At 74.4% G+C, this 12,310-nt stretch carries 14 protein-coding genes, 1 tRNA gene and 1 pseudogene; 6 read left to right on the top strand and 10 right to left on the bottom strand.

Annotated features, from left to right (window positions below; all coding sequences use genetic code 11):
• Window positions 1–101 precede the first annotated feature (101 nt).
• Complete coding sequence (locus BJP25_RS28995) at window positions 102–1,541, top strand: helix-turn-helix domain-containing protein (RefSeq protein WP_075978168.1); 1,440 nt, start codon at window positions 102–104, stop codon at window positions 1,539–1,541.
• Window positions 1,542–2,011: 470 nt separating this feature from the next.
• On the opposite strand, the gene BJP25_RS28990 is transcribed toward BJP25_RS28995, so the two are convergent.
• The 5 genes from BJP25_RS28990 to BJP25_RS28970 all read right to left on the bottom strand — a co-directional run bounded on the left by BJP25_RS28990 (window position 2,012) and on the right by BJP25_RS28970 (window position 5,866).
• Window positions 2,012–2,084, bottom strand: a tRNA-Ala gene (locus tag BJP25_RS28990).
• 56 nt (window positions 2,085–2,140) lie between these two features.
• Window positions 2,141–2,905 (bottom strand): divisome protein SepX/GlpR, encoded by a 765-nt coding sequence (gene sepX, locus BJP25_RS28985; RefSeq protein WP_075978167.1) that lies wholly within the window; start codon window positions 2,903–2,905, stop codon window positions 2,141–2,143.
• Window positions 2,906–3,075: 170 nt separating this feature from the next.
• Window positions 3,076–3,729 (bottom strand): GNAT family N-acetyltransferase, encoded by a 654-nt coding sequence (locus BJP25_RS28980; protein WP_075978166.1) that lies wholly within the window; start codon window positions 3,727–3,729, stop codon window positions 3,076–3,078.
• Window positions 3,722–4,948: a molybdotransferase-like divisome protein Glp gene (gene glp / locus BJP25_RS28975; RefSeq protein WP_075978165.1), complete on the bottom strand. Its 1,227-nt coding sequence runs from the start codon at window positions 4,946–4,948 to the stop codon at window positions 3,722–3,724. The genes BJP25_RS28980 and glp overlap by 8 nt, the downstream gene beginning before the upstream one ends.
• A gap of 30 nt (window positions 4,949–4,978) precedes the next feature.
• Window positions 4,979–5,866 (bottom strand): UTP--glucose-1-phosphate uridylyltransferase, encoded by an 888-nt coding sequence (locus BJP25_RS28970; protein WP_075978164.1) that lies wholly within the window; start codon window positions 5,864–5,866, stop codon window positions 4,979–4,981.
• A 25-nt stretch (window positions 5,867–5,891) separates the two neighbouring features.
• Between BJP25_RS28970 and BJP25_RS28965 the strand changes: the two genes are divergently transcribed.
• Window positions 5,892–6,500 (top strand): 5-formyltetrahydrofolate cyclo-ligase, encoded by a 609-nt coding sequence (locus tag BJP25_RS28965; protein WP_075978163.1) that lies wholly within the window; start codon window positions 5,892–5,894, stop codon window positions 6,498–6,500.
• A 39-nt stretch (window positions 6,501–6,539) separates the two neighbouring features.
• Window positions 6,540–6,740: pseudogene (locus tag BJP25_RS36635) on the top strand (FmdB family zinc ribbon protein); the annotation flags it as partial.
• Between the two features lie 14 nt (window positions 6,741–6,754).
• Here BJP25_RS36635 and BJP25_RS36630 read toward each other — a convergent pair.
• Window positions 6,755–6,937 carry a hypothetical protein gene (locus BJP25_RS36630; protein WP_456318650.1) on the bottom strand — a complete coding sequence of 61 codons (183 nt, stop codon included), beginning with the start codon at window positions 6,935–6,937 and terminating at the stop codon, window positions 6,755–6,757.
• Between the two features lie 181 nt (window positions 6,938–7,118).
• On the opposite strand from BJP25_RS36630, the gene BJP25_RS28955 reads away from it, so the two are divergent.
• The 3 genes from BJP25_RS28955 to BJP25_RS28945 all read left to right on the top strand — a co-directional run bounded on the left by BJP25_RS28955 (window position 7,119) and on the right by BJP25_RS28945 (window position 8,551).
• Entirely contained in the window at window positions 7,119–7,715 is a 597-nt protein-coding gene (locus tag BJP25_RS28955) for an SAF domain-containing protein (protein ID WP_233158324.1), read from the top strand.
• A 31-nt stretch (window positions 7,716–7,746) separates the two neighbouring features.
• Complete coding sequence (mscL, locus tag BJP25_RS28950; protein WP_075978161.1) at window positions 7,747–8,178, top strand: large conductance mechanosensitive channel protein MscL; 432 nt, start codon at window positions 7,747–7,749, stop codon at window positions 8,176–8,178.
• 178 nt (window positions 8,179–8,356) lie between these two features.
• The gene (locus BJP25_RS28945) at window positions 8,357–8,551 is read left to right on the top strand and encodes a hypothetical protein (RefSeq protein WP_075978160.1); all 195 of its coding nucleotides are present in this window, start codon (window positions 8,357–8,359) and stop codon (window positions 8,549–8,551) included.
• 123 nt (window positions 8,552–8,674) lie between these two features.
• Here BJP25_RS28945 and BJP25_RS28940 read toward each other — a convergent pair whose 3' ends face one another.
• From BJP25_RS28940 to BJP25_RS28925, 4 genes are all read right to left on the bottom strand, one after another.
• Entirely contained in the window at window positions 8,675–9,166 is a 492-nt protein-coding gene (locus BJP25_RS28940; RefSeq protein WP_075978159.1) for a MogA/MoaB family molybdenum cofactor biosynthesis protein, read from the bottom strand.
• A 72-nt stretch (window positions 9,167–9,238) separates the two neighbouring features.
• A complete protein-coding gene (locus BJP25_RS28935) occupies window positions 9,239–10,300 on the bottom strand; it encodes an NAD-dependent epimerase/dehydratase family protein (protein WP_075978158.1) in 1,062 nt (353 codons plus the stop codon).
• Window positions 10,301–10,515: 215 nt separating this feature from the next.
• Entirely contained in the window at window positions 10,516–11,556 is a 1,041-nt protein-coding gene (locus BJP25_RS28930; RefSeq protein WP_075978157.1) for a sensor histidine kinase, read from the bottom strand.
• Window positions 11,557–11,611: 55 nt separating this feature from the next.
• Complete coding sequence (locus BJP25_RS28925; protein WP_233158323.1) at window positions 11,612–12,310, bottom strand: response regulator transcription factor; 699 nt, start codon at window positions 12,308–12,310, stop codon at window positions 11,612–11,614.

Below are 12,310 nucleotides of genomic sequence, written 5' to 3'. Positions count from 1 at the left end.
TGGAGAGTGATGCCGGACACGTTATGGTCGGCAACGTTGCAGCCACGTTGCAGCGGACCCGCGGTTGCCGGACCGACCAGGGGGGACGCATCATCGAGGGGATGACAGATCCCGAGGAGTACGCGCGCTTGATGGCGCGCGTGCACGACGCCGTGCTCAGCGGGGGACCAGCCCCCGCGCAGCCGCGCGCGGTCGTGTCGGACTCCTGGCGCCGGTCGCTGGCGGGCGGGGTGGACCCCGACGGCCACGTCCCGCCGCTGGTCTACGCCGCCGACGAGCTGCGCGAGCGGCGCGCGGCGCACCCGCTGGCCGAGGTGCTGCCGGTCCTGCGCTCCACCCTGGTCAGCATCGCCGACGAGGCCATGCACCTGATGATCGTCACCGACGCCGACGGCGGCATCCTCTGGCGCGAGGGCCAGGCCGACGTCTGCCGCCTCGCCGACAGCGTGGGCCTGGCCGAGGGCACCAGCTGGAGCGAGGACGCCATGGGCACCAACGCCATGGGCACCACCCTGGCCGTCGACCGCCCGGTGCAGATCCACTCCGCCGAGCACCTCGTGCGCACCATCCACGCCTGGACCTGCGCCGCCGCCCCGGTGCACGACCCCGACACCGGCGCGGTGCTCGGCGCCATCGACGTCACCGGCCCGCTGCGCACCCGCCACCCGGCCACCCTCGCCCTGGTCACCGCGGCCGCCCAGCTCGCCGAGGGCCAGCTGCGCGTCCGGATGACCGCGCGCGACGAGCAGCTGCGCAGGCGCAACCTCCCCCACCTGCTCGGCCTGCGCGGCGCCGCCCTGCTCTCCCCCACCGGCCGCGTCATCGCCATGGAGTCCTGCGACCGCCTCCCCGAGCGCCTCACCACCCGCCCCGGCGCCCTGTCCCTGCCGGACGGCCGCGAGGGGGTGCTGGAGGAGCTGGAGGAGGGCTACCTGTTCCGCCTCTCCGGCGGCACCCGGGTGGCCCCCCGCAAGCCCGCCCTCCGCCTGCGCTTCCTCGGCGCCACCCACCCGGTGGTCACAGTGGACGGACGCGAACAGCCGCTGTCCCCCCGCCACGCCGAGATCCTGACCGCCCTGGCCCTGAACCCGGCGGGCATGACCGCCGAACAGCTGACCCTGGCCCTGCACGGCGAGACCGGGAACCCCGTCACCGCGCGGGCCGAGGTCCACCGCCTCCGCACCGCCCTGGGCAACGACGTCATCAAGACCCGCCCGTACCGCCTGGCCGCCGAGGTGCACGCCGACTTCCTGGACCTGCCGAACCTGCTTCGGACAGACCTCCGCACAGCCGCCGCAGCGGGCCCCCTGCTCCCCCGCTCCGACGCCCCCCTGATCCGGGACCACCGCAACGAACTGGAAGCAGCCCTCCGCCAAACCCTCCTCACCGCGGGCGACGCCGAGGACCTGTGGACCTACGCCCACAACCCCGCGGCCGCGGAAGACCTGGAAGTCTGGGAAACCCTCCTCGACACCCTCCCCCGCTACGACCCCCGCCGCCCCCAAGCCACAGCCCACCGAAACCGCCTACGCACACCCTGAGTCCGGTCGGCTCATCGACCTCCAGCCGATCGGAAAAGCCCGCGATTTCTTGGTGCGGCTCGATGCGGTGGTTGCGCTTGGTCGGGGCCCCTGCGGCGATCATGTGCTGTCGGGCGGGAAAAGGCGGGCTGAAAAGACGCCCGCCCGTCCCGTTTGGGTAGCACATGATCGCCTCCCCCGACCAAGCACAACCACCCCATCGAGCACCTGGGTAGCCGGGCCGCCACTCCCGTAGCCCCTTACCTCCAGAACAACCCCACCCCACCTCGCCCACTCATCCCACCCAACGCCGCACCCACTTGTCGCGGCGCAGCCGCACCACCTGTCGCGGCGCAGCCGCACCCACTCCCCTGGCCTTCACGCTGGTTCCGCACCCACCGCACCGTGGGGGTCTGGGGGGTCGCCCCCCAGAACGAAAAACGGACGACCCAGGTCCACGTTTTCCGTGGACACGGATCGCCCGTCGTGCGTGGAGCTGAGGGGAATCGAACCCCTGACCTTCTCGATGCGAACGAGACGCGCTACCAACTGCGCTACAGCCCCTTGGTGGTGCTCGCAAAGAGTATCAGGGGGCGAGCACCGGGGTGAAACCGGGGGTCCTACTCGCCGACGGCGCGGCGGTAGGGGAGGGACGGGGCGTCGTCGAGGTCGTCGAACCAGGGGTCTTCGTCGTCGAGGTCGACGGCGGTGGCGCCGGGGTGGACGGCTCGGGGGACGGCTTGGACGGGGGTGCGGCGGGGTTCCTCGTACTCGGAGTCGGGGTCGTCGGCCTCGTCGTCGGTGTCCTCGGGTTCGACGGGGTGGGCGTGCGAGCGGCGGGCGGCGAGGGCGGCGGTCATCCTGGCCTGGCGGCGCTGGCGGATGTCCTCCTCGATGCGGACCTGGCGGCGCAGGTAGCTCAGGTAGCCGACCAGGGCGGCGTCGAGCAGGCCGTGGGCCCACCACAGCAGGCCGGTGAGGGCGATGGCGCCGACGAGGGTCAGCACGGCGGCGAGGATCATCAGCAGCACGACGCGCTGGCGGAAGGCGTACTTGGCCTTCGCGGCGCGGGCGGCCGCCTCCGGGTCGAAGCCGCCGCGGCCGGGGCGGTGCCTGCGCGGGTGCGCGGGGGGCTCGTCCTCGGCCGGGTCGTCGGAGAAGTCGTCGGTGTAGGTGAAGCCGTCGTCCTCGGGTTCCAGCGCGGTCACGGGCCTGCCCTCCTCCGCCGCGGGGTGGTCGGGGGCCGCCGCGCCGCTGCGCACGACGCGCGCCGCGAGCGCGGAGTCCGCCGTCCTGGCGATCTCCTGGCGCTTGCGCACGACCATCGGGACGAGCACGACGAGCCACGCGACCACGAGGGCGACCACGATCAGAGAACTCGGCATGCCCGGCACCTCCCCTGAACCGCTCCGAGGACTTCGTGAGCCACGTTAGTCACAACAGTCACACGCGTGGCGGAGGCGCGCCGGAGCTACTCACCCGTTCGGGTTGTCGGAGGTGGACCATTCCCCGTAACGGTTCTGGACAAACAATTAACTTTCGCCAGTGGCCCGGCTCACGCCCAGGCGGCGCCGCCGTCCGCGACCAGCCGGTTGACCAGGCCGTTCGGCACGTCCTCGGTGGTCAGCGCCAGGCAGGCGTGGTCGCGCCAATCCCCGGCGACGTCGAGGTAGCGCCGGAACAACCCCTCCTCGCGGAAGCCGAGCTTGGCCAGGACCCGCAGGCTGGGGCCGTTCTCCGGGCGGACGGTGGCCTCCAGCCGGTGCAGGCCCGCGCGGCTGAAGCAGTGGTCGACCGCGAGGGCCACCGCCGCCGTCGCCACGCCGCCCGACACCGCGGTGCTCGCCACCCAGTAGCCCACCCACGCCGAGCACAGCGACCCGCGCACGACGTTGCCCACGGTCAGCTGCCCCGCCAGCTCGCCGTCGACGGTGATCACGAACGGCAGGGACATGCCGCGCCGGGCCAGCGAGCGCAGCGCCGACCACTGGCCCGGCCAGGCGAAGGGCGCGTTGCGGTCGGCCCAGGTGCCCGGCGCCGTGGGCTCCCAGTTCTCCAGGTGCGCCTGGTCGCGCAGGCGGGCCCGGCTCCACGCCCCGCCGTCGAGCAGCCGGGGCGGGCGGAGGGCGACCTGACCGGCCTTGACCCGCAGCGGGCCGAGCTTGGCGGGCCAGCCGGGGTGGCGGCCGAGGGGGTGCTGGTTATCCACGCTGCGCCAGGAAGCTGACCTGCACCTCGTGCCCGACGGCGACCTCCACGGTGTCCTCGTCGACCAGGATCAGGCAGTTCGCCTCGGCCAGCGAGGTCAGCAGGTGCGTGCCGGACATCCCCAGCGGCTGCACCAGGTACTCGCCGGTGGCCTCGTCGCGCAGCAGCTGCCCGCGCAGGAAGCCGCGGCGGGCCTTGGTGGAGGTCAGCGGCGACAGCAGCCGCGCGCTGACCACCCGCCGGTGCGGGTTGCGCTTGCCCTGGGCGGCCCGGATCAGCGGCCGCACCACGACCTCGAACACCACCAGCGCGCTCACCGGGTTGCCCGGCAGCAGGAAGGTCGGCACCGCGTCCGGGCCCAGCCGCCCGAAGCCCTGCACCGACCCGGGGTGCATGGCCACCCTGGTCATGTCGACGTCGCCCAGCTCGGAGATGGCCGACCGGATCTCCTCGGCCACCTCGCCGCCGACCCCGCCCGCGATCACCACGACCTCGGACTGGGCCAGCCTGCCCTCGACCACCTCGCGCAAGCGCTTGACGTCGGTGCTGACGATGCCGACCCGGTTCACCTCGGCGCCCGCGTCCCTGGCCGCGGCGGCCAGCGCGTAGGAGTTGACGTCGTAGACCTGCCCCTGGCCGGGGCTGCGGTCGACGTCGACCAGCTCGTCGCCCACGGAGATCACCGACACCCGCGGCCTGGGGTAGACCAGCACCTTCGACCGGCCCACCGCGGCGAGCAGGCCCACCTGCGCGGAGCCGATCACCGCGCCGCGGCGCACGGCCACGTCGCCGGTCTGCACGTCCTCGCCGGTGCGCCGGACGTAGCCCGCCGACGGCACCGGGGTGTGCACGGTGACCTTCGCGTGGTGGCCGTCGGTGAAGCCCAGCGGCAGGACGGCGTCGGCCAGGGTGGGCAGCGGGGCGCCGGTGGCGACCCGGACGGCCTGCCCGGGCTGCAACCTGCGCGGCTGGCGGGACCCGGAGGCGATCTCACCGACCACGGGCAGCTGCACCTCGGCGCCGTCGGCCGCGGGCTGGGTGTCGATGCTGCGCACCGCGTACCCGTCCACCGCCGCCTGGTCGAAGCCGGGCAGCGAGCGCTCGGCCACGACCTCCTCCGCGCACAGCAGGCCCTGCGCCTCCGCGATGGCGACCCGCACCGGCGCGGGTCGCACCGCGGCCGCCAGCGCCCTGGCGAGTTGCTCGTCGACTGACCTCATCCGCTCGTCCCCGTACTGTCCTCGGTGCCCCTACCGGCTGATCCGCGCCCGCAACCACTCCAGCAGGCTGGGGCCATAGTCCGGGTCGTCGAGGGCGAAGTCCACGGCGGCGCGCAGGAACCCGCCGGGGTTGCCCAGGTCGTGGCGCCCGCCGCGGTGCACCACCACGTGCACCGGGTGGCCCTCGGTGATCAGCAGGGCGATCGCGTCGGTCAGCTGGAGCTCGCCGCCCGCGCCGGGGGTGATCCGCTTGAGCGCGTCGAAGATCGCCCGGTCGAGCAGGTAGCGACCCGCGGCGGCGTAGGTGGACGGGGCCTGGTCGGCGGGCGGCTTCTCCACCATGCCGTTGACCTTCTTGACGTCCTCGTCGCCGGTGTCCTCGACATCGAACACGCCGTAGGCGGAGATCTGCTCCTTGGGGATGTCGAAGGCGCATAGCACGGTGCCGCCCTTCTCCGCGCGCACCTGCGCCATCCTGGCCAGCACGCCGGTGGGCAGCACCAGGTCGTCGGGCAGCAGCACGGCGACGGCCTCGTCCTCGGGGCGCAGGTTCGGCTCGGCGCAGCCGACGGCGTGGCCCAGACCCAGCGCCTCGGCCTGGGTGGCGGTCTCCACGGCCAGCAGCGCGGGCGCCCGGCGCACCTTGGCCAGCAGCGCGTCCTTGCCCCGCTCGGCCAGCGTCGCCTCCAGCTCCGGCTGCGGCGCGAAGTAGTCGGCGACCGCCTCCTTGCCCGGCGAGGTCACGATGACCAGGCGCGACGCGCCCGCCTCCGCGGCCTCGGCGGCCACGTGCTCGATCCCGGGGGTGTCCACGACCGGGAGCAGTTCCTTCGGCACCGCCTTCGTGGTGGGCAGGAATCGGGTGCCCAGCCCGGCTGCGGGCACGATGGCGGTGGAGAATGCGGTGGACGCGCTCATGGACTCAGAGCCTAACCTCAGGGGCGTGGCAGGCCCGGGCAACGATCTCGAAGCGACGCGAGCGTGGTCGAAGGACCAGTGGCGCCGCGCCCTGCTGGCCAACCGCCGCCGGGTGCCCGCCACGACCCGCTTCACCGAGGCCATGCAGCTCACCGCCCAGCTGACCAGCGGCAGGGTGGTGCGCGGGGGGCAGACGCTGTGCGCCTACGTGCCGATCGGGTCGGAGCCGGGGTCGGTGCAGATGCTCGACGAGGTGGCCGAGGCCGGGGTGCGGGTGCTGCTGCCGATCGTGAGCGGGCGGGGTCCGCTGGACTGGGGCTGGTACGACGGGCGGGAGTACCTGCGGCCGGGGCCCTACGGGTTGCGCGAGCCGATCGGGGAGCGGTTGGGCGAGTTCGCGCTGCGGATCGCCGACGTGGTGCTGGTGCCCGCGCTGGCGGTGGACCGGGCGGGCAACCGGCTCGGCCGCGGCGCCGGGTACTACGACCGGTCGCTGGCGGCGATCTCCCCGGACACCCCGCTGGTGGCGGTGGTGCGCGACCCCGAGCTGTTCGACGTGCTGCCCGCCGAGGAGCACGACGTGCGGATGACCGCGGTGCTGACCCCGGGGCGCGGGCTGCTCAGGTTGCGCTGATGTGACCTGCCGCCGGGGGGTTTGCGCTCGGCGTGCGAGGTGGCGCACAATTCGTTAGCACTCTCCAGCGTCGAGTGCCAGTTTGGGAGGAAGGGACCCGTGCCCACGTACCAGTACGCCTGTACGGCCTGCGACCACCGCTTCGAGGCGGTGCAGTCGTTCTCGGACGCCTCGCTGACCGAGTGCCCGCAGTGCGGCGGCAAGCTGCGCAAGCTCTACGGCTCGGTGGGCGTGGTCTTCAAGGGCAGCGGCTTCTACCGCAACGACAGCCGGTCGTCCTCGTCGAGCAGCACCCCCGCGGGCAAGTCCGACTCGGGCTCCTCGGACTCCGCGGGCTCGGGGTCGTCGAAGTCGGAGTCGACCACGTCCGGGTCGTCGAGCACGTCGGGCTCGTCGGCAGGCACGTCCTCCACCAGCTCCTCCAGCTCGTCGAGCACCGGCTCGTCGTCCTCGTCGAGCGCGGCGAAGGCCTCCTGACCCCGGCTGCCCGGGCTGTGTCCACAGGTCGCCCATCCGGGTGACCCCGGAGTTGTCCACAGCCCGGCGGCCCTCCTTGGCCGCGCCCCCGGGCCTCCCTAGCGTCGAAGGCACCACACCTCCGACGCCCGGGGAGCCCCGATGCGCCTGCCCACCGCACTCCCGCGCCTGCCGCTGACCGCCCGCCGCGCGCTGGCCGCCCTGCTCGCCATCGCCGCCGCCGTCACCGCGCTGTGGCCGCGCTCCGCCCCGGAGACCGTGCCGGTGCTGGTGGCCGCGCACGCCCTGGCGGCGGGCGCGGCGCTGTCACCACAAGACGTGCGGGTCGTCCGCGCGCCCCCGGACCTGCGGCCGGAGGGCGCCCTCGCCGAGCCCGCCGAAGTCGCGGGCCAGGTGCTCGCGGGTGCCGCGGCGGCGGGGGAACCCCTGACCCGGGTGCGGCTCGTCGGCCCGGAGGGCACGGCGCTGGCCGCCGGGCCCGGTGCCGCCGCGGTGCCGGTGCGCCCCGCCGACCCCGCCCTGTCCGCGCTGCTGCGCCCGGGGTCCCGTGTGGACGTCGTGGCCCCGGCGGACGCGTCGTCGGCCGCCCGGGTGGTGGCCGACGACGCGGTGGTGCTGGCCGTCCGGCCGGATGAACCGGACACCGGTCCGCTGCTGCTGCTCGGCCTGCCCCGCACCGCCGCGCACGAGGTCGCCGCGGTGTCGTTGCGCGGTCCGGTCACGGTTACCCTCCGATAGGTCCGCACCGCAGAAGAGAACGGAGAGCAGCGTGCTGAAGGGCTTCAAGGACTTCCTGATGCGCGGCAACGTCATCGAGCTGTCGGTGGCGGTGATCATCGGGGCCGCGTTCACCTCCGTGGTCACCTCGTTCACCGACGGGATCATGAAGCCGCTGATCAACTCGGTGGGCGGCACGAAGATGGCCGAGGGCCTGGGCTTCCGCATCGTCGGCAGCAAGGAGTCCACCTACGTGGACGTGGCGTCGATCATCAACGCCGCGATCAACTTCCTGCTGGTGGCCGCGGTCGTCTACTTCGTGATCGTCATGCCGATCAAGAAGATCCAGGACCGCCGCAAGCGCGGTGAGGAGCCCGGCCCCGCCCGGCCGACCGACATCGAGCTGCTCATCGAGATCCGCGACCTGCTCCGCCAGCAGACCGCCCCCAGCGCCGCCCCGGCCCCCAAGCCGGACGCCCGCTGACGTGCCCGACGACCCCCGCGAGCCCGGCCGTCGATCGGAGCCGGACGGTGCTGCCGAGCCGGGCAGCGCGGCACATCCGGGCGGGACGGCCGAGTCGAGCGGTGCAGTCGAGTCGAGCAGTGCAGTCGAGCCGGGTAGGACAGCCGAGCCGAGCGGTGCGGCCGGGTCGAGCGGCGCGGTGACACCGGAAGGCGCCGGGGGGCGTCCGTCCGCGGCGACGGGCGGGGCTGCGCCGCGGGCGCGGCGCAAGCCGTCACTGGCGGAGATCTTCGGCGACGTCCTGCCCGACACCACCTCCGACGAGCGCGACCCGGCGCCGCCGGAGGCGGACGACTGGTACGAGCGCAACCGCCCGCCGCACCACGGCACCTGATCGGGTGACCGCGGGTCGCGCGGACGCGGGACCGGGAGCAGACGCCAGGCGCACAACGGGGTGCGCCAGGCGTGTGCGAGTCGCTGGGACGGGTGGCCGGGCCCGGGCCCGGCCCACCGCGCCTCAGAGGCCGGACAGTTCCCCGATGACGTAGGGCACCAGGGACGACAGGGTGGCCATGCCGTCGCGGACGGCGCTGCGGGAGCCCGCCAGGTTGACCACGAGGGTGCTGCCGGAGACGCCGACGAGGCCCCGGGAGATGCCCGCGTCGACGGCACCCGCGGCGATGCCGGAGGAGCGCAGGGCCTCGGCGATGCCGGGGATCGGGCGGTCCAGCACGCCCTGGGTGGCGTCGGGGGTGACGTCGCGGGGGGAAACACCGGTGCCGCCGACGGTGACGACGAGGTCGGCGCCGCCGATCACCGCGGTGTTCAGCGCGTTGCGGATGGCGACGGTCTCGCCCTCGACGACGACCACGCCGTCGACGATGAAGCCCGCCTCCTCCAGCAACTCGGTGACCAGCGGTCCCACGGTGTCCTCGTGCTCCTTGTGGGCCACCCGGTCGTCCACGATCACCACGAGTGCCCGGCCAAGCCGCTGCGCGCTCCGTTCCATGCCGCCAACCGTAGCCGTCCCGGGCCATCCCGTCCCAGGAGGTGAGGCCGTCCCCTCACCGCCGGGCCGGGCTCAGGCGCGGACGGGGTCGCGCAGCGGCGCGGTGGCGAACTCCCGCACGCCCTCGGCGAACCCCACCGCCGCGGCGAAGCCCAGCACGTCCCGGGCCGCCCGCGGGTCCGCTACCACGTGCCGCACGTCGGCCGCCCTGGCCCCGCCGACGACCCGGGGCTCCGGCCCACCGCAGGCGGCGGCCAGCTCGCGGGCCAGGTCCCCCACGGTGTGCGGCGTCCCCGAGCACACGTTCACCGGCGTCAGCGCGCCTTCCTCCCCCGCCCGCTCGCAGGCGAGCACGTTGGCGAGTGCGATGTCGGAGACGTGCACGAAGTCGCGCCGTTGGTTGCCGTCCTCAAGCACCGTCGGGGCCTCGCCGCGTTCGAGGGCCGAGCGGAACAGGCTCGCCACACCGGCGTACGGGGTGTCGCGGGGCATCCGCGGGCCGTAGATGTTGTGGTACCGCAACGCCCACACGTGCCCGCCGGTCTGCCGGGCCCACGCCGAGGCCAGGTACTCCTGGGCGGCCTTGGTGGCCGCGTAGGTGCTGCGCGGGTCGATCGGGGCGTCCTCGGGGACCAGCTGCGGTTCCAGCGCGGCCCCGCACACCGGGCAGGGCGGCTCGTAGTCGCCCGCGTCGATGTCGGACTGGCGGCGCGGTCCCGGCCGGACGACCCCGTGCTCGGCGCAGCTGTACCGGCCCTCGCCGTAGACCACCATGGACGACGCCAGCACCAGCCGCCGCAGGCCCACCCCGTGCATGGCGGCGAGCAGCACCGCGGTGCCGTAGTCGTTGTGGCTGGCGTACTCCGGGGCGTCCGAGGGGTCGAGCCCGTGGCCGACCACGGCGGCCTGGTGGCACACCAGGTCCACCCGCGGCAGCAGCGACGCCAGCAGGTCGTGGTCGCGGACGTCGCCCACGACCAGCTCGTGCCCGCGGGTCCAGGCGGGCGGCTCGCTCGTCCCGTGCGCCTTGGGCAGCAGGTTGTCCAGCAGCAGGACCTCGTGGCCGCGCTCGGCCGCCAGGTCCGCCACGTGCGAACCGACGAAGCCCGCACCACCGGTGATCAGCACTCGCATGCCGCTGACCGTAGGTCCCCGCCGCGCCTGCCGCTCACCGCGCCTGCCCGACGTCACCGATCGGTCATGACTCGCCGGCATTTCTGCGGCTGTGGGGGCTCGGGCCGGGCGCGCCGGGCAATCCCCACCGGCAAAAAGGTTCCGGGCGCCCCCGCGTGCGCGCGCACCAGCGGTCCACCGGGTTGTCCACAGGGTGTGGGCGGGCTGTGGGTGGTTCAGGCGTGGGCCAGCGGCAGCCGCACCTCGAAGCAGCAGCCGTCGTCGTGGTTGCGGGCGGAGATGCGCCCGCGGTGGGCCTCCACGAGCCCCTTCGCGATGGCCAGCCCCAGCCCGCCGCGGGTCTCGGTGCCGGGGGTGCGGGCGGAGGTGCCGCGGAAGGCGACCTCGAACACCCGGGGCAGCTCGTGCTCGGGGATGCCGCCGCAGGCGTCGGAGACGGTGAGGGTGGCGTCCGCGCCGTCCGCGCCGATGCGGACGTGCACGGTGCCCTCGGGCGGGGTGTGCCGGATGGCGTTGGAGAGCAGGTTGCGCACGACCCGGCCCAGCTCGGGGTCGGAGCCCAGGACGACCGCGGGCGCGGCGGTCGTCGCCAGGACCCGCACCCGCTTGCGGTGGGCGAGGTGCTCCTGGGTGGCCACGGCGTCGGAGACGACCTCCTGCAGCGGCACCTCGCCGGTGTCGAGCCGCAGCGCGCCCGCGGTGATCCTGGACAGCTCGAACAGGTCGTCGACCATGCCCGACAGCCGCCGGGTCTCGCTGCCGATCCGGGTGGCGTACCCGGTGACGCCGCGGTGGTCGGCCACCACGCCGTCGGCCAGGGCCTCGGCCATGGCGCGGATGCCCGCCAGCGGGGTGCGCAGGTCGTGGCTGATCCACGCGACGAGTTCGCGGCGGGCGGCCTCGGCGGCGCGCTCGCGCTCGCGCGCCTCCCGCTCCCACACGCTGCGGCGGCCGACGTGCCTGCCGTAGACGACCGCGACCGGCACCGTCACCAGGGTCACCAGCAGGCACACGAGCAGGGTGGTGGTGAGGGTGTCGGTGAACATGAACCCGGCGACGCCGAGGATGCCCGCCACCAGCCCGGCGACCGGCACGAGCACCAGCACGGTCATCGTCGTGGTGAGCGAGCCGCCGCGCAGCACCCGCAGCAGCAGCCCGCCCGCGAGGACGACCGGCAGCACCAGCGCCGCCGCGACCGGCAGGATGTGCAGCAGGTGCGCCAGCAGTTGCTGGAACGACTCGTCAGCGCTGATCACGGCGACCACCGGTGGGGTTCGGGGCGGGCTGGGGCGGTGTTGCGGCCGGGCGCTGTCACTGCCGCGCGGGGTCGTACCGGTAGCCCACGCCCCACACCGTCGTGATGCGGGTGGGGCGGGCGGGGGTGGCCTCGACCTTCTCGCGCAGCCGCCGGACGTGGACGGTGACCGTCGACTGGTCGCCGAAGGTCCACCCCCACACCCGTTCGAGCAGCTGGTCGCGGGTGAACGCCTGGCCGGGGTGGGTCAGGAAGAACTCCAGCAGGTCGAACTCCCGCGTGGTCAGCGGCAGCTCGACCCCGCGCAGCGACGCCTTGCGGGCGCCCGCGTCGAGCAGCAGGTCCCCGTCGTCGACGGTGCGCGCGGCGGGGGTGGCCGCGGCGGCCCGGGAGCGGCGCAGCACCCCGTCGACGCGCAGCGCCAGCTCGCGGGGGCTGAACGGCTTGGTGACGTAGTCGTCCGCGCCGAGCTGCAACCCCGCGATGCGGTTCTCCTCCTCCCCCAGGGCGGTGAGCATGATGACCGGGACCGCGCTGTCGCGCCGCAGCCGCCTGCACACCTCCAGCCCGTCGATGCCGGGCAGCATCAGGTCGAGCACGACCAGGTCGGGCGGGTCCGCCGCGGCGCTGCGCAGGGCGTCCTCGCCGTTCTCGACGAGCACGACGCGGTGGCCGCCGCGTTCGAGGTAGCGGCGGACGACGTCGGCGACGGTGGTGTCGTCGTCGACGACGAGCACGGTGGACGGCTCGGGCAC

The sequence above is a fragment of the Actinokineospora bangkokensis genome (genome assembly GCF_001940455.1).
Classification (GTDB): Bacteria; Actinomycetota; Actinomycetes; order Mycobacteriales; family Pseudonocardiaceae; genus Actinokineospora; species Actinokineospora bangkokensis.
The sequence above is the reverse complement of the archived record's forward strand: the minus strand, read 5'-3'. Positions and strand labels throughout refer to the sequence as shown.